We start from the raw sequence: 21,845 nt of genomic DNA, 5'->3' as shown, positions 1-21,845 counted from the left end.
ATGATTGATTTTGAACCTTGGGACAGATTGTTGCGTAAGTATGTTGATCAGCAAGGTCGTGTAGACTATGTAGCTTGGAAAAAAGAGCAACCCCAAGCAATTGCAGATTGGTTAGCCAGCCAAAAAAATCTGGCTTTGAAATCTAATAGCAATAATCTCGAACAATTGGCATTGTGGATCAACCTTTACAATGCGTTCACCATTTCGACAATTTTGGAGAGATACCCAATAGAATCGATTCGTCCGCGAATTTTAGGAATTCCCAACTGGCTAGCTTTTTTTTGGTTCTTCCAACGTCGCGCTTATTATATGTTTGGGGAAAGTTATAGTTTAGCTAAAATTGAGAACTCTATTCTACGGGAAAAATTGCAGGAGCCACGAATTCATTTTGCGATAGTCTGTGCTTCGGTTGGTTGTCCTTTACTACGTTCGGGAGCCTACTTTGGGTCGCAAGTCAGTCAGCAATTAGATGAAGATGCACTTCGTTTCATAAATAACCCTGAAAAAGTCCGTTATGATATTGAGAGCAAAACACTTTACTGTAATAAAATATTAAAGTGGTATCGTCAGGATTTTTTAAAAGTTGCACCCTCCGTTCCCGAATACATTCGCTCCTATTTGAAAACAGACTATCCCCTTAATGCCTCAACGCGGATATCCTATCTTCACTATGACTGGAGCTTAAATCAGCGAATATCTTGATAAAACTGTTTAAGATAATTTGCATTAACGCCAATCCCCCACAAAAAGCCAATATAAAGGTAAATTGCAGTTGCTTTGAAGCTACCCCATTTGGCTACACGACGATCTGAGGAATGAACAATCCGATTTACCAGATAAATACGTCCTTTTTTAACTAATTTTAGACATAAATCTCCATCCTCCATAATTGGCAATGCCTCATCAAATCCGCCACAATCCCAAAAATCAATCCGACGACAGAACATTACTTGATCTCCAAACAACAAACGCAATCCTCGGAAAAATAGGTGAGGCTTAAATAACAGTGGTGCATAATAGGTTTTTAAATAATTATGTAGAGAGATACCCCAACGAGTTGTTTGAGAACCTGACATCAGAGAAATGAACCCGCCACAGGCAACGGTAGGTTCTGCCAGAGTCTTGTTGATGACGGTAATTAGATCATCTGGAACCCACGTATCTGCATGAAGAAAGCAAATAATATCTCCAGTTGCTGCTGATGCTCCATAATTCATTTGAAGAGAACGCCCTGGTTGTTGAGATAAAAGGAATTGTACATTCAAAGTTTGATTAAATGACTCAAAAATTCGCTTTGCAACTGTCACCGTCTGATCTTGGCTGCCACCATCTACCACTATCACTTCGTCAGGAGGAGGATTAAGTAAAGTCAGTTGGCGCAATGTCCGCCCTAAGTTAGTTGCTTCATTTAAAGTAGGAATGATAATAGAAACTTGAGACATATCGATTTAATGGCTTTATTGTTATCTCTATTTTACTTGTTGATGTCGTTCGGCTTTAGCCCAAAGAGAAATCGGACAATGTTGAGACTTTTTATAAACATTTCATACAAAGCATTTGTCACCATAACGGTTGCTGTACTAATAATTAAAAATTTTGCGGTTATCCCAAAATCCCATTGCACTACATAAAAAGATATCGCCACCAAAACTGTTTGATGCGGCAAAAAAAAACTGAATAAGCGACAAGGGTTGTATATTACAGGATACTATTAGCAAATGATAGATATTGTTGACTTAGCCCAAGTATGGCAGTTACCCAACACCAAGAATTGAAGCTTGCGACTTGAGTTTAATGCTCCAAAGCATGGTAACGAGCTTTCAGCAGTTTTCCCCAGATTGCATTGTAAGGATGTACAAACTGTGTAGGTTGATTGTGTCTAAAAATGAGCCTTCCTTCATTTGCCCACTGAAAAATCCCACCGCTCAAGTTATAAATGCACTTCATCCCAGTTTCATTAAGCTGCTGGGCTAATTTGGCGCTACGGTAGCCAACGGAACAGTACACGACAATTGGGTTGTTTTTTGGCACTGTAGAAAGTACTGCTAAGTCAGGTATAAGAGGATCTATCTGTGTTGCTGTTTCGATATGGCTCACCGCATATTCTGTCTGACTTCGTGCATCTAGCACTAATGGCCATGGCTTTCCAGAACCTAATAGCAATTGAGCGAATTCCTTGCTTGTAATTTCCTCAACATTAGGAAACCTCAATCTAATCAGAAGTTTAAGAAACTTAAACGTAAGTGATTGCATTTGTAAAAGTATGCTTTCGTTTTTCATTGATAGTTGTGACGTATCTAGGCTTTCTGAGTACAAGTATGTTCAGGGTATGAGCTAATCTTGTTTTACTCAGTTTTAGTTCCAACCCGATGTCACTTAACCAATTCTCTATCTCTGTTTTACACAGTTTTATCACTTCTAGGTTCTCATGACGGACGTAGAAGCCCACAATTTACTCACTGGTAGTTACTCATACGAAAACAGTTGAACATTGTTACAATCTCTACACTTACGCGCCCGCAGTTTTTCGCCTCCTCCCCATCCAGCCTCATCCGCACGGAAATACACCCACTGGCTTACTGATTCTCCAACGGTACGACCCCAAACAAAATTTTGTGAGCCGCAAATAGGACATGGCGTTTCTTGTAGACTAAGGTTTTTGTGATTCGGTTGGTTGTTCATGAGCTTCCCCCGATGAATTCTGAGTGCAATCTTCAGCAGCTATTGGGCCAAAGACCATTACTATGCAAAATACCCTCTTGCTCAAGCTAAATTAACACAGGGATATCGATCTTTGTGTAGCAATGTATATCGTCAGTTGACCAAACATGGGTTTTCTAAAACTCACTCTTTGCTCGATTATGGCTGTGGTGGCAACGGTCTGTTTGTACAATATTTTCGGGAACGCGGCTTTACCAACTCTTACGGTTATGATCCTTATGCATCAAAGGATAGCTTCGGCAATCCGGTAGTTCTTGGGTATGGGCAATTTGATTACATTTTGCTTCATGAGGTCATCGAACACGTTGAAGACCCTAATGCATTATTAAGCCAGTTAAACAGCTTGCTGTCTTCTAAGGGTTATATTCTAATTACTACACCTAACGCCGCTAATATCGACCTAAACCGACCCGACTTACCCGATCATTATAACCCTGTGCATGTCCCGTACCACCTTCATATATATACGCATGAAATCCTCGAATTTTTAGGCACTAGTCATGGATGGGAGCTTGTAGATTTCTATAATCGCAGATATGGCGATACACGCAGGTTCGGCTTTAATGTTCGAGCTTGGAACGCTTACGTAAGTCTCTTTGATGGCTCATTGGACGTTCTTCTTGAGCCGCTCCAAATAGCGAAAGCATTGACCTCTTATAAATTTCTTTATTACGCTATTTTCGGCTATTGGCTAAGTCTTCATTGTGGGATGGCTATCATGTTCCGCAAAAGCGTTTAATCAAGTGACACCGGATAGCCCGTCGTAGACATCACTTAAGTAGTTAAACAAAATTAATTACACAAAATTAAGGTATGAAACCCTTATTCAGACTAGAAACTCATGTGTAAATAATTCTGTGCGATTACTTAAAATATTTATTGCATTTACTGTAGCGATTTTACAATTTGAGGTCATGTTGAATTATATTTCAAACACCGCTATCAGGGCTTAAATTATCCCATTGGAAGTTTAACTGAGTATTATAAGTTTAATACTCAGTATGTCAAAATCGTGCTGCGTGACCTGCAACAAATGCAACCTAAAATATTATCTCAAGATGAAATAAATATTCTTGAGGAGAATACTAGCTTGATTCAATTTGCTGTCTAGTATTTCATTTTGGTATGAACTACAGCGATCGCCCCTTTGTTCCTCTAAGAAACTGGAACTGGGGGGCGTAGTTTAGCACCGCAGGAATAGCTCAATCTGCTGCATGAGAGATACCACTTTGATGTTTCTATTTTTATGGATAATTCGTGCTGGGTGACTAAATGACGAGTTATCAATGACAGATTATCGAAACACAATTCAGGAGTCAGGAGCCAGAATTCAGTTGGGTATTTTGTGCGACTGGCGGATAGCGTAGCGTTAGCGACGCAGGAGCGTCTGAATCAAGGGGTTTAAGACCCAGCCCTTTCAATGCGAACAAATGAACTACTAAAGCCAAGGCTAAAACCCGCTCCTAATATAGGTTATGAAGATGAATTCAAGGTATCCTTGGCATATTAGTACCAGGGTGCTTAAAAATGCTGTCCTCCATCTTTGAGCAATTTGTAAAAGAAAGTCCAGTAAGCGTGATGGCACAAGCATTAATGTCACATATATTTGCATCTGAGCGGATGGATGGGTTATTTAGAAGACATGCTCAGGTGCAGTACCAACAAGATTTGCTATTTTCAAGTCTTGTAGATTTGATGAGCTTGGTGGTATGTGGAATGCAGAAATCAGTTCATGCAGCTTATAAAGCGAGGGCAGCGAATTTAAGTGTAAGTACAACAGCATTGTATAACAAGCTTTGTGGTGTTGAGGTGGGGGTAAGTCAAGCATTAATAAGAGAAACAGCACAAGACTTAGTTGAATTAGTGAAATTAGTAGGTGGAGAGCAAGCAAATATATTGCCAGGGTATTGCATGAAAGTAGTAGATGGGACTTGTTTGAAAGGAACAGACCACAGACTAAAAGCAATCCGAAATCTAGCGGCATCTGCACTACCGGGGAAAGCGATAGTAGTACTCGAACCATTGTCAAAATTAGTCACAGATATTTTTCTCATTGAAGACGGTCATGCACAAGAACGTTCCGAATTTGACTCAGTATTAAAGAAAGTTTTGCCACAAGATTTATGGTGTGGAGACAGGAATTTTTGTACATTAAAGTTTTTGTTTACGATTCAAGAGAAGAAAGCATCTTTTGTAATCAGACAACATAAGGGGATGGGATTTAAAGAACTAGAGGAATTAAAACCATTAGGCTCAACAGAAACCGGAGAATTATTTGAGCAAAAGGTAGAAATAAATTACGAAGGGAAAGCTTTAACATTAAGGCGGGTTGTAGTAAAGTTATTTGTCGCAACGCGAGATAAAGAATGGGAAATAGCAATTTTCAGCAATTTACCAAGCGCTGTACCAGCAGCGAAAATAGCTGAAATATATCGTAATCGTTGGACTCTAGAAAGCCTATTTCAAACAGTAACTAAAAATTTCAACGGTGAAATTCAAACTCTAGCTTATCCAAAAGCAGCTTTATTTTCATTTTCAATGGCGTTAGTTGCGTACAATATACTCGCAACATTAAGAGCCGCTCTAGGGGGTGTACATGGAGTTGAAAAAATTGAAGCTGGTTTATCTGATTTTTATTTAGTTGATGAGATTCAAGGTACATATAGAGGAATGATGATTGCAATTCCAGCTTCGGAGTGGGAGATATTCAAAACTGTTTCAATAGTCAGAATCGCACAACTTTTACAACAATTGGCAACGGGTGTTAATCTCAAACAGTTTGTCAAAGCGACTAGAGGAAAAAAGAAGCCGAAATTACCAGTAATTTATAATAGTAAACAGGGACATATTTCAACTAATCGACTCTTAGAACAGTACAATAATTCATAAAAAAAGCAGTTAATCACGACTACATAACTGATTAAATATACTGGCTTACCTGATGTAAAAAATGGTACAAGCAGAGAAATTTTATTATTTATTTTTTGTAAAAAATCATGATTTTAGCTTCTTAAATCTCTTAATATATGATTGCATTACTGAACTTTAATAAATTCATGTATGAATTTATCTAATTCAATAGTTTGAACCGTTGTAATTGCTAAAAAATGCCTTTTTTCTAGCAATTCACAACTTGAATTATCAAAAAGAGCATATAGTTCATTTGTTCGCGTTGAAAGGGCTGGGTTTAAGACCCCCACTAAATCGTTCGTGCAGCGTCTCTGAAAGAGAAGATTTAGTGGTCAACAAGAAAGTGGCGGGTCTGAATCCCCCACTGATAGCGAAGCGTTAGCGACGCAGGAGCGTCAAGATTGCTGACTCCTGAATCCTGACTTCTGAATTCTTATTCATCTTCTTCTGGGTCTTTTATCTAATAAATTAACCGCAGCACCAGCAGCAGCACCATTGACACCATTTTTCCAGGTAGTTCTACAACCACCAGAAATTGCACCTGCCAATACACCAGCACCAGCACCTACACCGATATCTTGAACAGGTAAACGTCCGTTTCTTCTTCTGGCTCTGGTGCTTCTTGCACCATTGGCAGCATTAACAGCAGCACCAGCAGCAGCACCTTTAAAAGCATTGTCTAATACCGAACCACAATTTGTTACAACCCCACTTAATACACCTGCCCCGGCTCCAATGGCTGCATTATTAAGAACTCGGTCATCAGCAGAAGCAGGTTGAACCGGGATTAAGCTAGTACCAGCTAAAGTAGCAGCCATCAAGCCAGGTAGGAATGCGCGTTTTAAAATGTTTTGCATGGTAGTACCCTCTAAAATCTTACGATTGGTGAATAACCAAATTTCAGTGCGCTCACTATTTCCTCGTATTTCTGATTTTAGACAATAGAAATATTATCTAAAATTTGGATATTTGCACCTACTAACAACGTAATTTTAGCCCAAAGCTTGTTGTATTTACTGAATGGACAATAATTAAACTGACACATTAACTAAAAAACAGTAAACCAAAGCGAGTGCAGGCAGTTGCTATTCCGACATAAGAGACTGTTTCTCTTGTGCAATAAGTCACACCAGATGATTCAGCAATACGTGAAAATATTCTTGATAAGTTGAAAACAGACAAGCAGTCAGCAGCCAAGGCAATTGACGCTTTTATTGAGGAACTGGGTGCTGTAAAGGAAGAACAACAGCCAGCAACAGTGGAATTAGATGTAGCGAGTTACGATTTTTGTGCTGGCGACTATTAACCAGTCAACTTAATCACACCTTGGCTGACTAAATGTTCAAGCTGAGAATGATGCTGTGTTTGCTCCCGTAGCAACTTGAGTTGCTCATAAGTGAGAATGTGTAATCCGGGACGGACAACATAACCTTGAATGGTAATGCTTTGTGGTTGCTGGCTATCGGTGCGGTTGTAGGAAATTGAAGGCATATTTACAATTACGTAAGTTAGAACTGATTAGTAGAAGAAAATTTAATTCTTCATTCTCTTACAGCTTCACACAATTTCTTCTTAAAAGGTGATTATAGAATCAGTCAAAGCAAAAATATGTGGGATATTCTCAATAGAAGCGCTTTACAGTCCTAGCCAAGATGAACCAAATAGCAATGAAATTCACCATTAATTGTAGTTCATAATCTGGTTTATACTGTACAATAAAAAACTGCCCTAGACGAAAGTTAGAGCAGTTTTTGAGAGAACTAAATTGTATATAAGACAATTAATATTGTCTCCGATTTATTCATAGTAAGTACAGTCATCTAATACCCTTCACCTCATATTTAGTCACGTTTTGGTTCGTAATTGAGAACAACAATCCCACAGTCAAACGATGTAGCTTTTACTAATGTCAGATATTGTTTGCTGTCAAGTTCTTTAAAAATTGTCATTCCGTCACCAATTGCAATTGGATTAATGAATAAATGAAATTCGTCAATCAATCCTTGTTTGATTAGAGCCGATACAAAGGTCGCACCGCCATAAGTGATAATGTCGTTACCATCTTGTTTTTTTAATTTAGTGATTTCGTCAACAAGATTGCCTTTTGCTAAAACGGTATTGTTCCATTCTGACTTATCAAGCGTTTTGCTAAAAACAACTTTGTGTGTGTCCGTAAATTTCTTACCGGCTGTAAACTCCGGGTCATCAGGATTTGCAGCCACGCTACCCCAGTAAGGAATGAACCCTTCGGCAAGTTTTCGTCCAAGAATAATGCAGTCAACAGGTTCAGTTATATCTTTGACATATTGTTTTAATTCGTCGTCCCAATTCCACGCCATAAATTCCATTTCACCATTGAGTCCGGCAATGTATCCGTCAAGGGTCATTTGTATTTGAAGTTTTAATTTTCTCATTGTCGTATTCTCCTTTGTGATGAGTTAGGTTTATTTTCAGCCCCTTCTATAGTACATAAGTACTGCATAAATGTCCTATCTCTTGTGGCCGAATATGAAGATGGGTTTACCTAATCGAAAATGAAACTGTTACACCAATTAGACGGTTTTGGAGCAAAATAGCGATTATCTATCGCGCCAAATCGATACAGCAGTAGCCGTGCATTGTTAATTTTCGTATGTTGCTAGAAATTATTCCTTTTCCCCTTTGCTAATAAAAGCTAGTAATGCTAGATTTCCGTTACTGGCAATTCTTCAGGGTGATTTATGAACAAAGGTGAACTAGTGGATGCTGTAGCAGCCAAAGCCAACGTCACAAAAAAGCAAGCTGATGAAGTCATCAGTGCTTTTTTGTCAGTTGTTACTGAGGCTGTAGCGAATGGAGATAAGGTAACACTCGTCGGATTTGGGTCATTCGAGCGACGCGATCGCTCAGAACGCGAAGGGCGTAATCCGAAAACCAATGAGCCAATGACAATTCCAGCGACCAAAGTGCCTGCGTTTTCTGCTGGGAAACAGTTTAAAGAAAAAGTAGCGCCATAGATGAATGGCTTTACCACTGGCAATCTAATCCGATACAAAGCCATAATCGATTAATTCAAGTATCGAATCGACTGTGAAACTTTGACTGCTTCTTAGGGAGTAACGTTACTACAATTCTGGTATTACTCCCGTACCAACAAATCTGTTTCTGTTAAAATCGCGTCTTCCAGCACGTAAATTTTGAGGCAGTGCTATGTGTGCAAAGGGATTTGGACAACCCCAACCCACCAAAATCGATAAACTTGTTGAATCTGCGGTGCGTTATTGCCACAAGCGACACCCAGAAGCCTTAGACCAAATTTTTGACAATCTGCCTGTTAAGCTCAACCAAGAAGTAATAACAGGGATTTTGGCAGCATTGCAGAAAGATATTGACACTTTGAGTTGGTTTTGCGGCTACATGGCATCAGAAATCAATCGCAGTGAGGACAACCAAAAGTCCCATCATCCCATCGCGGAACTTAGCAAAACTCTTATTACATTGGGGATGGAACCGTTTACTGATTTTATGCCTTATCCTGGTTGCCGCCTCGTCATACTCAATTCGGAAAAATTTGAATCATTACCAAAGTCAGTTCAAACCATAGTGCAGCAGGCTTTTGATATTAGGGAAAGTAGCGGGACAGAGGCACAAAGGATAAATGATGCGTTGTTACAAGAGTTGATGGTTCAGGAGTAAAGCTGACTCCGACGAGTCAAGGTTTAACTGGATCGTCTCTGATTAGTAACTCAACTCAACAATGGTGGATTGAATACCTTATTATTCAGTCCACATAAGCTTTCGCAACGTGATCATCAGAAGGCTGTCAAAGAATTATGGTTTTTTATATCAATACCATTGCCAATTTACGAGGGTTCAACGCCTGTAGAAACGGGATGAATGCGACCTAAAGCAGTAAGCTTGGCAAAAATCTGGGTTAATAAAATAGGCTCCGGGATTTCGGGAAGCATTTTTAACATTTCACGAACATATCGAAAACCACGGTAATAAGCCTTAAGATCAATAATGCCGGAGTCGGGATTGTGTTGACGGAAATCACCGAGAAGGTGATGAGATAAATTCACCATAAAGAATGCTAGATTAGCAGCATTAGTCACCGCAGTTTGACCAATGTTCATAAAGTCTTCCAATCCCCAAAATTGCTTGGCATCACGGAAGTTAAACTCGATTTGAAAGCGCAGTTTGTAGTAGTCAATTATTTTCTCAGATGACAATTTTAGGTCACTAGAAAAAAGAATGACGTGACTGTGAGCATTAGTTTTGAGATTGGTTTTCACCAAAATAACTATATTCAGTGCTTGAGCAAATTCCTTGTGAAGGAGAGTGCATTGATAAATATCAGTTTTGATATCGTCTTCAATGGTACTTTTACATAAATATTTATTAGGTATGTTATGGTAGTCAATCTTATCACCGTATTTACGACGAGAGCGACTATTGGAGTCAGGATGTTGGTAGGGTATATACAATGCCGAATCATGGCGCAACTTGGAAATTATGTGCAAATTAACTTGCCGAACCATTTGTAAGGCATTATTGTTCCCAAAATGACCGTCTAAAACTAAGTAAGTTAGCGGAATAAAGTTAGCTATTAATTTGACTAACTCATTAATCATCTTCTTAATTCTTAGTAATTCCGATGTTAGAATTACTTCTGTTTTGTTTTTATTTTTACTCCCTTTTGGTCGTCCACGTCCACGTTTTTCTTTGGGTTTTATTTCTGTTTTTGGCGATCCACTACTCTTTTCTACATCGCTCTTGATTACCTGTTCTAAATGAAAAAGGAAACGAGTGTCTTCGCTCAACACTTACTAATGATAATGTAAAAAAAGATAGACCTAATATAGGTTTGCTGACCAGGCTAGAAAAAAATCTATCCAGCCCATAAGTATGTTTCCCTGATTTACTGATTACAACTTCATCTCCTGCAAGCAAATATACCTCATTTGCACGGAACAAATGCTTACGGAAAAATAGCCAAAACAAGGTCGCCCAAGGGATTACTGTATGAAAGAATCTCAATATCGTCCGATAACTACCACCACCACCTGCCCAACGAGATATTCCCAACATGCTGACTCGTCCGCTCATTGCTAACATGGCCAGAATTATTTGGTTCAGTTGCCGCATTGTTGTCGCGTTTATCTGCGGTAGCAGGCATTGTAACAGTGATAGGATATCGAACATGGGCGAATTGTAGCTTTTGAGTTGTCGTTTGGGAAGACAACAACTCTACTACAGAGCGCCCTCTCTCTTCATACTCTTTTTTTGGCTAAGGTATTGAGTAGGGAAGCATATTTGATTAGTTCTCAAGTTTTATCTACAGCTAATGAAGAAGGGGAAAGGGAAAAAGTTTTTCTTGTGAGAGTGACTTAATAATTCTTGAATCCCTTTCTTCCTCTTTTTATTGGGCTGTATATCAATCATTTAAAATACCCCATGACAACAACAATCGTTCATCCTAGTATCGAAAACTTACAGCAGTTTTCTGACTCGTTCGACATTGAGAAAATATTGCAATCTAAAGGAATTCTGCCGTGGCTTTTAGCAAATGGCTGGAACTATGACAAGGAATCTTGTTTGATTGCAAACATTATTGATGAATCTACAAGCTTGGATCAAGTTTGGGAATCAGACGAGTTTGATTTTAATGCTCTTTCAGATGAATTAAAAGAAAAACTCAATCAGATTTTTGAGCATTTCTATCTGTAATCGAATGGCACTTTCAATCAATAATTAACGCAAAGGTAACGAATTATGCGTGAAAAACTCTCCAGTTAGATTTAATCAGTCTGACTGGAGAGAAAAATCGATTCCACAAAAGATTATCACACACTCTACTTGAATACTAATCAGATGGAAACAAATTTGATTAAAGTGTATGACGCGACACTGTTAAGTTCATCGAAAGTTTACCAAATCGACGGTACGCTTTCACGATACTTGGGTGATGAAGGTACTATCCAACATCCACAGTATCTATTTGTACCTCTGCCAAATCAAAGAAAAAAAGTCAGCTTTCGGCTAAATCGAAACAAACTCATGACTCGCTGTTATGAAGTCGAAGGTATGGTTTATCAAAAGCCTGTGGCGCAGGATAATTCACAGCAACTTCAACTATTTTGAGCCATGTCCATACATAAACCACCAGTCATCAAAAGACACATTAGGTTACAAAAAAGCTCTAAAAAAGTAATCTATAGGGCTACTAAAGACATTCAAATAGTCACAAAGAAAGCTTCGCTTAATCGAAGTGAAAAATAATGATTGAGGTGAATAATCATGGTACAAGCAATTGACAATCCTATTGCTGCAAATTTCCTAACTGATGCAGTAGTTGAGCGCCACAATTTCTCACAGTTAAATAAAACTCGTATTCGCTTCCGTATCCAGTTAAAGAAAAGTACAAAATCGGCTGCTCCTAAATGGGCAGATGTACTACAAGCTGAAGTTTCTGAAATTGAATCAGACCTTGTTAAAGTTACTAATTCCGAAGTTGGTTTGCGGGGTATCAAGGTATTTAAGAAATTGGATGAAGCTGCTGCCCAATTGAGGCAAGAGATTGCTTCAGTTCAAGAGTGGATGTCTGCTGATACTGGTGATTGGGTTTGTCCGATTGATTTAGCTCCACTCGTTTGGAACCAGTTAATCAATATCAGGGATAATATCGCCCCTGGATTGCGTAATCAATTAAAAGCTGATTACGAAGCAGGACTTGTTGATTATCAAGAGCGAATTGATCAGTTCCTCTCGCTTAACACTTGGGAATTAGCACACGATAAGCAAGAGTCAGTTAAAGCCAACTTGTTAAGAGCATTCCCGACTCTGATCGACCTCGAAGACTATTTACAAGTCGTTATTGGTCGTCCGGTGATTATCCCAGCATTGTCCGAACAACTCAATCAGCAACAAGCCGAATGTCTTGACCAGATTACCAAGTTCATTCAGCAGTATGACCAAAATCTGGAGCAACGGCTAAGGGAATCTGCTTTAGCTGGCGGTGAACAACTGGCGGCTCAGTTGCTTGAAGAGTTGGCTGATTGGGAACCAGGGAGGAAACCCATACAGTTCAAAAGGAAAATGGAACGCCATTTGATGAAGGTTCAAGTGCTACTAGCAAACGCTTCACCGGAAGCTGGCAGCAGTTTACAGCAGATGATGGAGCATTTGGATTCGATTGTCACCGATCCAGCGATTGAAGCTAAGAATTTGGGCAGTGATACGCGCAGTCAACTACAGCAAAAAATGGAAGAAATTCGGATCAAGTTGTTAGACGAACAGCGCAATCTCCAAGAGCTAGCAACTGGTGAGGTGGGCTTATCGAAAGCTACCGTGATGTCGTTCAAGTTTAGGTAAAAAACAGTCTTGGGCGGGTGCATTCGCTCAAGACTGATCCCAATGGATTTAATACGTAGTTTCCAGAATAACCCAAAAAGGATATAGCACCTTTACTATTTCTCAAACCAATTTGAAAGCCTTGGAGCTAAAAATGTCGCATTTCTCAACTGTTAAAACCAAGCTTGTTAACCGTGAATGTCTGGTACAAGCTTTACAAGATTTGAAGCTGAATCCGCAAGTACATGAAACAGCACAATCACTAAAAGGATACTACGGTGATTCTCAAGGACAAAGTGCTGAAATCATCGTATCCGGTCGCACCATAAAAGCCCGTGCAGACATCGGGTTCAAATGGAATCAGTCAAGTGGTGTGTACGATGTGATACACGACAGCTACGAGACAGTTCCGAAGTTGGGACAAGACTTTTTCAGTAATAAACTAATGCTGGCTTATGGACAACGTATGGTTCGCGCTAAAGCCGCCGAGTTACAAGAAAAATTTGGTGAATGTGCGATCGCTGAAGAAACCAACGGCACCGTGCAAACCCTACGGCTGACTTTTGCCGGACATCAAGAAGTTAAACAATTTGCACGGAGATAAATTATGGAACGCTCAATATTGATTCATTTTGACAGCGCTACAGGTGAAGTGAAAGTGGAAGCGGAGGGGTTCGAGGGAGTGAGTTGTTTATCGGCTACGCAACCATTTGAATCCGCTTTGGGAGTTGTGAGCGAGAGCGATCGCACTTTCAAAGAAGAATCAGCACCACAGCTTCGGACTACGAACAGCACTCAAACACGTTTACGTCAGTAATCAACATGGGGGAATCAACAAGTTCCCCCCCCCAAAACATCATGAACGAATTAGCTAAAGAATACCCATTTGTTCACGTTTATGCACAACAGAAAGCACGTCAGCCCGTGATCATCAAAGCGAACACTGAAGGGTTGTGTGTGCTGCTCAATGCTTTAATTTCTGCCATTGCCCAACTAGAGCGCAATGGTATGGCTGAGGTTTTTGACGGCGATGCTGAAGCCTATGAGGTAATCGTGAAAGTGGTCAACACTCATGACGATCTCTCTCCAGTTCCTTATCAAATTGAAAAACAATGAAACTCTCAAATCTTCTCTCCACACTCGATTCACAAATCCCCATTGCTGCGGTTGATGTTCTGTCTCCTGATGAAGCGACGATTATTCAGTGGTTGACTACAGAGGCATCTAGCAAGCTATCAAGTCCAGTGTTCTTCTGGAATCTGGGTGTGTCCAGTCTCGAACAATGCCTGATTGCGTCGGATGGTGGTTTGGTGTTTAAGCCAGTTGCAGAGTACAAAAGACCACCACAGGCTGATCCACTACTATTCGTATTCGACTACATTGCTAACTTCACTGGGAATGGTGTATTTATCCTCGGAGATATTCACCCCTTTATTGCTAAGAATTCACCCCAATTATCATGGGAGATTTTAAGCAAGGTAAAAAACCTTTACCACAGGTTAAAACCCACAGATAAACGCATTGTATTGCTGGGTCAGAATATACAATTACACGAATCTCTAGTCAGATTGATTCCTTATTGTGAAGTTCCTTTACCTAGTATTGACCAAATACTACTTCATATCAATTCTTATTTGCATGACTTACAACAGTCTGCTAGAGAGCAAGAATTAACCTTTACTGTTACGCTTGAAAATGCTGAATTTGAAACTCTTTCTCGTGCTGCACTGGGTTTAACCCTGGAGGAGATTAGCGACTTCCTTCGGTTAACAGTCAAAGAAAACTTAACTAATGATGGTGTCGTTGTCGGCGCTGACTTTATCCCCAAAGCCGTCGAGTACAAAACTCGGCTACTGTCTCAAATGGGCATTGAGTTGGGTAAACCTGCGATAATCCCATTCGGCGGTTTGGATCTACTGCGCGAATGGCTGACTCGGCGGCGGCGGCTATTCACACAAGAGGCGCGTGAGCTACACCTACCTCAACCAAAAGGTGTGTTGCTGGCTGGCCCACCCGGTACTGGGAAAACTTTATTAGCCAAGAATATTGCTAACATTCTCAATTTACCACTACTCCAACTAGACATTGCATCCCTCTTGGGCAGTCTGGTAGGTGAGTCTGAGGGCAATGTCAAACGGGCTTTGAAAACAGCTGAAGCGATCGCACCTTGTGTCTTATGGGTGGACGAGATAGAAAAAGCACTTTCGGGTACTGGTGACACTAGTGGAGTCTCACAGAGGATTCTGGGCAATATCCTTACATTCATGTCCGAGTCACAATGCGGGGTGTTCGTTGTTGCTACCTGCAATGACCCATCTGCGTTACCAAGTGAGCTAAAGAGGAAGGGAAGATTTGACGAAAATTTCTTTGTTGATCTTCCCACGGAGCCTGAGCGAGTCCAGATTCTGGGGATTCATCTACAACGTTTTGGCATTCATCTGGAATCGGAGTACCTCGAAGCGATCGCTGCCAACACCGCGAAATTTTCAGGGGCAGAACTGGAAACCCTTGCTTCGGAAGCTGCTCTGCTGGCATTCGATGAGGGTAGACCGCAGCAGGTAACACTTGCTGACCTCGAAACCTGTCGTCAAACCATTACCCCACTTGCAATTCAGGATGCGGCGGCGGTTGAAAGAATGCAGTCCTGGGCATCCACCGCACGACGAGCTAGTAGCCCTGCGGTTGCAGCGAAAACTCAGTCTCTCAGAACTGCCAAATACAGAAACATGAACTGATATTAATTGCGGTTGCTCCCTATCTTATGGGGGCAATCACACTTTTTTTATAAATTAACACCAGCTTCTTAATAATTAGATAGACCAAAGAAAATGGCAACAGACTTAGTTACTTATTACGGACAAACAGACTTAATCAACCAGTTCGTTGATAACTACGGCGCACACTTAGAGAAGTTAGATAGAGAAACCAAACTGTTATTACGGGTAACTTTGTCTACATACATTGTTATGCAACAAGAGTACACCCCAAATGAATATCAGGTTTCTACAGCCCTTGAAGATGCTTTATGTGAGCTAGTAATTCCTGATTCTATTCCTCAAGATTTGTATGATGTCTGTTCTGTTTTAAATGGATTAACAACACACGAAGCTGAAACGTTACTTGAAGCTTTACAACATCAAATTAGATGGGGCAATGCCCAATTAAAAAGAAGTGTTTGAAAACCAAACACTAATTTACTAATCAAATTAATTAGACCGGAGGAAAACATGAGCCAATATCCAAGTTTTGAAGACTTCAAAAATTCTTTGTTAAACAAAGATGTTCCACCAACTGTTAAGTCCAGCCAAGAAAGCTTTGAAACTTTCAAAAACAGGATTTTAGGCGTATCTAATCCACAATCTACGAGCAAATAATCAACATGGAAACCTATTTAGTTTTTGTTGATGCTATCCAGAACAGCAATAAGTTCTGGTCGGCCATTGTCGAAGATGGTAACTTAACAGTGCAGTGGGGCAGAGTCGGTTATCAAGCGCAAACCAAAGTCCACACATTAGGCAATCATCAGAGAGCCGTTAGCAAATTCAACAATCTGGTAGCCGAAAAGATGATGAAAGGCTACAGAAGAAGTCAGTCACAAATCGACAGTAATTGTGAAATTTCTGAAATCAACAGAGCGATTGAATTACTAGAGATTATCCGTCCTTATGTAGAGCAGAGAAATTTTTCAGTTGCTTATATCAATGCCCTAAATCAATATCTGAAGATTGTCCCAACACCTTTAGGTATGCAAATTGAACCATACAGGGTATATCGCTCAGTAGAAGATGTTGATTATCAAATGGGATTACTCAATTCTCTGCTAGCGACACCTGCACCACTTGCTGCTGCGGTGGCTGTTGGTCATACCCCTGAAGCAACAACAGAAACGGCAGTTGTCAGTCTCAAGACTATCAGTAAGAATTTCTGGCGACATTTGTAAATTAGCTTGTCGTAAAGTATTGCAGCCAATTTACTTGCTTCGATGCGGACTGATTAAATATATCCCCCAGCCTATACCGCACTGGGGGATATTTCTAACTGACTTTCAGCTTAATTGCTTGTTTGTCCTTTTGGTTGTTTCGTATGACATCGCTTAACCATTAGAATATTTTTTCTGAATATGGAACTTTTATGTAAATTTAACCACATCATTCTGATGAAAGTTTACAATATAATTACTGATACTAATCTAGTTACAACCAACAGGCTTTGGTTTGACCCATGACTGATAATAAACAAGTTGTCTCCCAACTCATTCAACAAAAACCAAGACGTGTTTTGGTTGTAGCGTCTAGTGAACTAGCTATCCATCATCGTCACAGAAAAACCTTTCAGACACTGCCTACTTTAAGCAATGACATTCTCAAAGTCATCGCTAAATTGTCCATCGTCAGCGCTATGTTGTTTGGCATAAGTGCATTAGGCTATTGGGGATTAGAAATTGTTGAAACTAAAACAATCCCTACAGTAGAAGACAGATACGATTGGCGAACCCAAAAACATATTTGTTTCGGTTGGATGCTGTTTACTTTTTCTAGCTTTCTTGGGAGCGCTTCTTTTGGTAACGAGTCTCACTAATCAGTTCCAGAGGATAGAGTTCATAATAAAAATTCATCACTCAAAAGTCATAATTGAGAAGCAATTTAATATGATTGGTAGATTAATTCATGAAAATTTCTGTTGATGTTTTAACTATTCAGACAGATGTATTCAGAATAGTTGAATTCTTATATTTAATATCTGAGTAAATTTTAGTGGAGCAATTATGAATCCTATTAATCAGGCTATTTTAGAATCTCTGCGTTCTGGCGAGAAAACTGCTGGAGAATTAAAAGACATATTTGATTGTAGTTACAGCGTCCTTGATAAGGGATTGCAGGATCTGATTGACACACACCAGATTGAAGCCGGATGGAGTAATGATAATTATCCAGCAAGAATTTATCGGCTCAAGCGCCAGCAACAATCTATTCATTTTTGGAAAAATTAGTCATTTATTTTTATCTTGTTAACTGGCCTAACTAGATAATATCCCTCAACTGTGGAAAATTAGCCAGCCTCAAGGCTATCAGCAAGAGTTTTTGACGACATTTGTAATTCAGGGGCGTGGCGGAAATTGCGAAATGCTTGTCCAAATCTATGAAAACTGTAATTTACTCACTTAACGAACAAACTTGAGACTTTCTACACTAGAGCTAAACAGGCAATGATTTGAGGTATTACATCAACGTCAATCGGTTTACTCTACTATGCCAAAAGCATAAAGCAATTTAGCTGACTTTAATCACTTGAGTTTTTGGAAGACATCGTAGCTATTATATTCACCTATTCAATAGAAAGGGTAACTAATGATGACCGAACGAGAATTTCCGAACTGGGAAGCGCTCTATCAAGAACAAGCCGTTGAAACCATGCCCTGGTTCAACCCTAGCTTAGATCCAGATGTCGAAGAAGCGCTCCTTAACCTTGAACTGAGCAATGGTTCAGTGCTGGATTTGGGAACAGGGCCGGGAACTCAAGCGCTTGCCCTAGCCGAACGAGGATTTCAGACGATGGGAACAGATTTGTCAGAGGCGGCCATTCGTCAGGCGGCAGCAAAGGCAAACCAAAAGGGATTAGAAATTTCGTTTCAGCAAGATGATATTCTCAACAGTCGTTTGGAACAATCTTTCGATTTGATTCTCGACAGAGGATGCTTCCATGTTCTGCCACCCCAAAGCTATGGTACTTACGTGCAAACAGTCGCAAGCTTATTAAAGCCTAAGTGCTACCTGTTACTGAAATGCTTCTCTCAAGAGGAAACAAGAGAACAAGGGCCTTACCGCTTTAGCCCAGAGGAGATTGGGCAGATATTCAAAGAACGATTTCATCTGCGTTTGGCTAAACAAACGGTCTATCATGGGATACTCGATCCCCTTCCCAAAGCACTCTTTTGCATCCTAGAAAAGTATTGATTTTTTTGCACAAATTTATCAGCTTCACTGAGAATGAGGCTCTAGAAGATTTATAGCTTAGTCAGCGCTACAATTGCCTCATGCGACCCTTTTTCAGCATTGGGGAAAGGCGCGGCGGAACTTTTACCTTCATCACCCCTGCAACAATTGCATAAAAAATATGCAGCCGCAGCTTTAACAATAGAAGTGATGGTCAGTTTATCCAGTAGAGAAGCGATCGCAGTTCCGTATGAGCGATCGCAATAATCAATCCCTAACCACAGGGATTGATTATTGCAATTATATTTGTCACGGTGCTTTAGCGATTGCAGTGCTAGCCCCCTCATCCCATCACTTTTAAAACATAAAAAGTAGGTAATTGCTCTACTTAGCCATAAGTGAACAATCACCTGAGAATGAGTGTTTTTACGTTTTCACTCGTAAATGCAAACTACAACGAGTATATTAGCAGTTTCACCTGACACAAATGTATTTATCTCAAAAGTTAAAACCGGACATAATATTACAGGCAATGCAAATTTTCGTTTTGCGTGTCAGAGTTTGTAATGTGTTCGGCTTCAGTTAGCGAGAGTTTATCAAACGCTTGCTCTGCTTTCGATTAATATTTTAACCATCAAGTGCAGAGCAGATGCGTTTGAGCTTTTCCACCAATAACTCAAGTCGGGCTTGGGGATAGCTACTTAGATGTAACGGCTAAACCAATGAATGTACCTTTAGGGACATCGGCGATTTCAGATGCAATGCCAGTAGATAGATCAATACTGTAAAGAACTGAACCAGACAGTGCATAGGCAGTATTTTTACCTTGTGCATCTGTAAAGATGTCAAAGCCGCTATTCGGCGCAAAATTAACACCAAGATTGCCGATTGTTCTGAGAGTGCCATCATTAGGTGGGTTTTGCAGTACTAATACATCAAGATCGTAGTCAATGCCAAACAATTGAGTTGATGTGGCTCCAGCAACGGAATTTGTGTAAGCGACAGCGGTAACGTTGGAGTCAACTGTGGCGTTGGCATCATCACTAGCATAGGCTAAAGGTTTATCAACAATAACTGCACCAGTATCTACATTGGTACGGAAATTTTGGTCATTGCTGCCTACTATGCGTAAGCGATCTGGTACGGGATTGAAGTCAAACCCTGATTGAAAACCTCCATTAAAGCTGCTAGATAGTTTGCTCACAAATTGAGCTTGACCACTTATGAAGTTAATCCTGTATACATTGTCAGTATCTGTGACACCGTAAAGCAGACCGTTTGCTGGACGGAAATCGATACCTTGTAAGTTGCCGTCAATTCCTTTAACTTGAACTGCTTTAGCAAATCCACTCGGATCTATATTTACAAGAGTATTATTTGAGGTTATACCAATAAATCTTAAAGCAGACCATTTGCCTTTAACATTAATTTGAAGGATATCAGCTAATTTCGTGAGCCCAACGTCAGCTGAAATTTTGTTAGCACTCAAGCCAAGACTCGCAGTGACTACAGCAACTACAAGGGCTATTTTACGTGTGAGCAGACCTTTCATCCTAAACTCCAAGAACAGTTTTTCTAGTTTTGATTCAGCAACGAGCTATCCTTTATTAAAAAGATTGTCTTTCAAGTTACTGATGACTACAGATTACACTTAAATAAGAGTTAATTTGATGTTTGATAAAAACATCCTACTTTTCCTACTAAACCTACTTTCAAGTTATTCCAGAAAGAAAAAAGAGTAAAAACTTGATTACTATCAAAGTCAACTTTAATAGAATCATTAAATTTTTAAAATTAAGATTGTAAATTTGGCATAATATTAGTTTTTGAAAAAATAGGAAATCATTATTGCTTCTTACAAACAGCCTCTGATTTTCAAGTATTAATTAGCTTACATCTGCGGATAAATCTTCAGTAATCTCACACTGATCAATCTGGTTTTCAATCCACCAACACCCCATCCACAATCGCAATCCCCCACTGCGGATACTTCACCAGCAGCTTCTTGATCACTATCACCAGCGCTGGATCATCACTCCAACACTCCTGCAAAAAGTCAAACCCCGGATTCTCGCCCGAATTCGCCGCTCGATTCAGTTTTTCCCTTCTTACAGGTCGCATATTTGACCTCGCTACAATCGCCTCATGCGACCACTTTTCAGGATTTGGCACGGCGGAACTTTCACCCTCATGATCCGCTTTGATTTCTACACCCGAAACCGAGTTTTCAACCAACAACGTTCGCGTAGCGTCTCGTAGAGAAGCAGGATTACTTGCTTTTGCTTCCTCCTGTGTTTGATTAGCGATCGCTTCCTTGGAAGAAAATTCATTTTGGGCAACAGACGCGGCGGAACAAGTATCTTCATGACAGTCTTTCGGCTCAACTTCACAATCTTGGTTTTCAGCTAACAACGAAGCAGATTGACTCGGTACAGCGTCCACAAGCACTAGCGTCGTGCAGTCCGTTGCCACAGGCAAGTCTTTCTCCTTCTCTGACACGCTTTTAACAGTCTGAGGCGAAGCGCCCCCCAAGGGCGCACTCGCCGTCTTCTCCTCACGCGAATTTCCTGTAAGCGTGTCAGAGACACAGTTCACGAACTCTTTTGAAGAGTTCGTGAACTGTTCCTGAGTAGTTCGTGAGGTTTCCTGAAACTCATTGTCTGACTGGCTTTCACCTAAAATAGATGCTCTATACGAAGCACGTATTTCTTCACAGCCAGCATCTTTCTCTGAAATTTCAGCATTTGGTTCTCGTTTTTCAGCATCTGGTTTTGGTGACGCAGAATTGCCTTTCTCCCAAAAATCCTTTATCCTACTTCCATGTAGATTTTTCACCATCCAGCTAGCTGTTTCCCGGCCATCCTGAATCGACTTGTCAGGTTTGAAAATAAACAACCTGCTTTCAGATAGAATTTTCTTCGCAGAGATAAAAGTACTGTACCCCAAAGC

28 protein-coding genes and 1 pseudogene are annotated in these 21,845 nt (G+C 40.2%); 19 read left to right on the top strand and 10 right to left on the bottom strand.

From position 1 onward, the window contains the following. The gene (locus RRG12_RS32815; RefSeq protein ID WP_420762085.1) at window positions 1-702 is read left to right on the top strand and encodes a DUF547 domain-containing protein; all 702 of its coding nucleotides are present in this window, start codon (window positions 1-3) and stop codon (window positions 700-702) included. Here the strand turns inward: RRG12_RS32815 and RRG12_RS32810 are convergent. The 3 genes from RRG12_RS32810 to RRG12_RS32800 all read right to left on the bottom strand — a co-directional run bounded on the left by RRG12_RS32810 (window position 687) and on the right by RRG12_RS32800 (window position 2,682). Beyond that, window positions 687-1,442, bottom strand: a complete 756-nt coding sequence (locus tag RRG12_RS32810) for a TIGR04283 family arsenosugar biosynthesis glycosyltransferase (protein WP_420762084.1) — start codon at window positions 1,440-1,442, stop codon at window positions 687-689. The two genes, RRG12_RS32815 and RRG12_RS32810, sit on opposite strands and share 16 nt — an antisense overlap. A 349-nt stretch (window positions 1,443-1,791) precedes the next feature. After that, on the bottom strand, window positions 1,792-2,253 hold the full coding sequence (locus RRG12_RS32805) for a rhodanese-like domain-containing protein (RefSeq protein ID WP_420762083.1): 462 nt from the start codon (window positions 2,251-2,253) through the stop codon (window positions 1,792-1,794). Window positions 2,254-2,466: 213 nt separating this feature from the next. Continuing rightward, window positions 2,467-2,682, bottom strand: a complete 216-nt coding sequence (locus RRG12_RS32800) for a hypothetical protein (RefSeq protein WP_420762082.1) — start codon at window positions 2,680-2,682, stop codon at window positions 2,467-2,469. Window positions 2,683-2,794: 112 nt separating this feature from the next. Here RRG12_RS32800 and RRG12_RS32795 point away from each other — a divergent pair, with 112 nt between their 5' ends. Next, window positions 2,795-3,460, top strand: coding sequence for a class I SAM-dependent methyltransferase (locus RRG12_RS32795; RefSeq protein ID WP_420762081.1), 666 nt, complete (start codon window positions 2,795-2,797; stop codon window positions 3,458-3,460). Window positions 3,461-4,248: 788 nt separating this feature from the next. Beyond that, window positions 4,249-5,610: a transposase gene (locus RRG12_RS32790; RefSeq protein WP_420760034.1), complete on the top strand. Its 1,362-nt coding sequence runs from the start codon at window positions 4,249-4,251 to the stop codon at window positions 5,608-5,610. 458 nt (window positions 5,611-6,068) lie between these two features. Here RRG12_RS32790 and RRG12_RS32785 read toward each other — a convergent pair whose 3' ends face one another. Next, on the bottom strand, window positions 6,069-6,488 hold the full coding sequence (locus RRG12_RS32785; protein ID WP_420762080.1) for a hypothetical protein: 420 nt from the start codon (window positions 6,486-6,488) through the stop codon (window positions 6,069-6,071). Window positions 6,489-6,799: 311 nt separating this feature from the next. Here RRG12_RS32785 and RRG12_RS32780 point away from each other — a divergent pair, with 311 nt between their 5' ends. Then, the gene (locus RRG12_RS32780; protein WP_420762079.1) at window positions 6,800-6,937 is read left to right on the top strand and encodes a hypothetical protein; all 138 of its coding nucleotides are present in this window, start codon (window positions 6,800-6,802) and stop codon (window positions 6,935-6,937) included. Here the strand turns inward: RRG12_RS32780 and RRG12_RS32775 are convergent. Beyond that, window positions 6,934-7,122 (bottom strand): hypothetical protein, encoded by a 189-nt coding sequence (locus tag RRG12_RS32775; RefSeq protein ID WP_012413105.1) that lies wholly within the window; start codon window positions 7,120-7,122, stop codon window positions 6,934-6,936. The two genes, RRG12_RS32780 and RRG12_RS32775, sit on opposite strands and share 4 nt — an antisense overlap. Before the next feature lie 350 nt (window positions 7,123-7,472). Further along, on the bottom strand, window positions 7,473-8,045 hold the full coding sequence (locus RRG12_RS32770) for a dihydrofolate reductase family protein (protein ID WP_420762078.1): 573 nt from the start codon (window positions 8,043-8,045) through the stop codon (window positions 7,473-7,475). 306 nt (window positions 8,046-8,351) lie between these two features. On the opposite strand from RRG12_RS32770, the gene RRG12_RS32765 reads away from it, so the two are divergent. Both RRG12_RS32765 and RRG12_RS32760 read left to right on the top strand, forming a co-directional pair. Continuing rightward, window positions 8,352-8,627, top strand: coding sequence for an HU family DNA-binding protein (locus tag RRG12_RS32765; protein WP_420762077.1), 276 nt, complete (start codon window positions 8,352-8,354; stop codon window positions 8,625-8,627). Window positions 8,628-8,820: 193 nt separating this feature from the next. After that, window positions 8,821-9,306 (top strand): hypothetical protein, encoded by a 486-nt coding sequence (locus RRG12_RS32760; protein WP_420762076.1) that lies wholly within the window; start codon window positions 8,821-8,823, stop codon window positions 9,304-9,306. A 167-nt stretch (window positions 9,307-9,473) separates the two neighbouring features. On the opposite strand, the pseudogene RRG12_RS32755 reads toward RRG12_RS32760, so the two are convergent. After that, a pseudogene (locus RRG12_RS32755) lies at window positions 9,474-10,815 on the bottom strand (transposase). A 252-nt stretch (window positions 10,816-11,067) separates the two neighbouring features. On the opposite strand from RRG12_RS32755, the gene RRG12_RS32750 reads away from it, so the two are divergent. From RRG12_RS32750 to RRG12_RS32690, 13 genes are all read left to right on the top strand, one after another. Next, the gene (locus tag RRG12_RS32750) at window positions 11,068-11,340 is read left to right on the top strand and encodes a hypothetical protein (protein ID WP_420762075.1); all 273 of its coding nucleotides are present in this window, start codon (window positions 11,068-11,070) and stop codon (window positions 11,338-11,340) included. 144 nt (window positions 11,341-11,484) lie between these two features. Further along, entirely contained in the window at window positions 11,485-11,754 is a 270-nt protein-coding gene (locus RRG12_RS32745; protein ID WP_420762074.1) for a hypothetical protein, read from the top strand. A gap of 156 nt (window positions 11,755-11,910) precedes the next feature. Next, window positions 11,911-12,984, top strand: a complete 1,074-nt coding sequence (locus RRG12_RS32740) for a hypothetical protein (protein WP_420762073.1) — start codon at window positions 11,911-11,913, stop codon at window positions 12,982-12,984. Between the two features lie 133 nt (window positions 12,985-13,117). Then, on the top strand, window positions 13,118-13,567 hold the full coding sequence (locus RRG12_RS32735; RefSeq protein WP_420762072.1) for a DUF1257 domain-containing protein: 450 nt from the start codon (window positions 13,118-13,120) through the stop codon (window positions 13,565-13,567). A gap of 3 nt (window positions 13,568-13,570) precedes the next feature. Then, entirely contained in the window at window positions 13,571-13,780 is a 210-nt protein-coding gene (locus RRG12_RS32730; RefSeq protein ID WP_420762071.1) for a DUF2997 domain-containing protein, read from the top strand. Window positions 13,781-13,821: 41 nt separating this feature from the next. Further along, entirely contained in the window at window positions 13,822-14,079 is a 258-nt protein-coding gene (locus RRG12_RS32725) for a hypothetical protein (RefSeq protein WP_420762070.1), read from the top strand. Continuing rightward, a complete protein-coding gene (locus RRG12_RS32720) occupies window positions 14,076-15,698 on the top strand; it encodes an AAA family ATPase (RefSeq protein ID WP_420762069.1) in 1,623 nt (540 codons plus the stop codon). The genes RRG12_RS32725 and RRG12_RS32720 overlap by 4 nt, the downstream gene beginning before the upstream one ends. 93 nt (window positions 15,699-15,791) lie before the next feature. Next, entirely contained in the window at window positions 15,792-16,142 is a 351-nt protein-coding gene (locus tag RRG12_RS32715) for a hypothetical protein (protein ID WP_420762068.1), read from the top strand. Window positions 16,143-16,190: 48 nt separating this feature from the next. Next, window positions 16,191-16,337, top strand: coding sequence for a hypothetical protein (locus RRG12_RS32710; RefSeq protein ID WP_420762067.1), 147 nt, complete (start codon window positions 16,191-16,193; stop codon window positions 16,335-16,337). A gap of 5 nt (window positions 16,338-16,342) precedes the next feature. Then, window positions 16,343-16,903, top strand: a complete 561-nt coding sequence (locus tag RRG12_RS32705; RefSeq protein ID WP_420762066.1) for a WGR domain-containing protein — start codon at window positions 16,343-16,345, stop codon at window positions 16,901-16,903. Window positions 16,904-17,184: 281 nt separating this feature from the next. Then, window positions 17,185-17,541 (top strand): hypothetical protein, encoded by a 357-nt coding sequence (locus tag RRG12_RS32700; protein ID WP_420762065.1) that lies wholly within the window; start codon window positions 17,185-17,187, stop codon window positions 17,539-17,541. A gap of 187 nt (window positions 17,542-17,728) precedes the next feature. Further along, window positions 17,729-17,953 carry a hypothetical protein gene (locus RRG12_RS32695; protein ID WP_012413130.1) on the top strand — a complete coding sequence of 75 codons (225 nt, stop codon included), beginning with the start codon at window positions 17,729-17,731 and terminating at the stop codon, window positions 17,951-17,953. A gap of 358 nt (window positions 17,954-18,311) precedes the next feature. Next, the gene (locus tag RRG12_RS32690; RefSeq protein ID WP_420762064.1) at window positions 18,312-18,917 is read left to right on the top strand and encodes a class I SAM-dependent methyltransferase; all 606 of its coding nucleotides are present in this window, start codon (window positions 18,312-18,314) and stop codon (window positions 18,915-18,917) included. A gap of 50 nt (window positions 18,918-18,967) precedes the next feature. Here the strand turns inward: RRG12_RS32690 and RRG12_RS32685 are convergent, their stop codons facing one another. The 3 genes from RRG12_RS32685 to RRG12_RS32675 form a co-directional block, all read right to left on the bottom strand. After that, on the bottom strand, window positions 18,968-19,306 hold the full coding sequence (locus RRG12_RS32685; RefSeq protein WP_420762063.1) for a hypothetical protein: 339 nt from the start codon (window positions 19,304-19,306) through the stop codon (window positions 18,968-18,970). Window positions 19,307-19,593: 287 nt separating this feature from the next. Then, window positions 19,594-20,448 carry a DUF4394 domain-containing protein gene (locus RRG12_RS32680; RefSeq protein ID WP_420762062.1) on the bottom strand — a complete coding sequence of 285 codons (855 nt, stop codon included), beginning with the start codon at window positions 20,446-20,448 and terminating at the stop codon, window positions 19,594-19,596. Window positions 20,449-20,837: 389 nt separating this feature from the next. Continuing rightward, a complete protein-coding gene (locus RRG12_RS32675; RefSeq protein WP_420762061.1) occupies window positions 20,838-21,791 on the bottom strand; it encodes a hypothetical protein in 954 nt (317 codons plus the stop codon). Window positions 21,792-21,845 lie beyond the last annotated feature (54 nt).

The sequence above is a fragment of the Nostoc sp. CALU 546 genome, from assembly GCF_048836525.1.
This window is presented reverse-complemented; position numbering and strand designations above follow the sequence as displayed.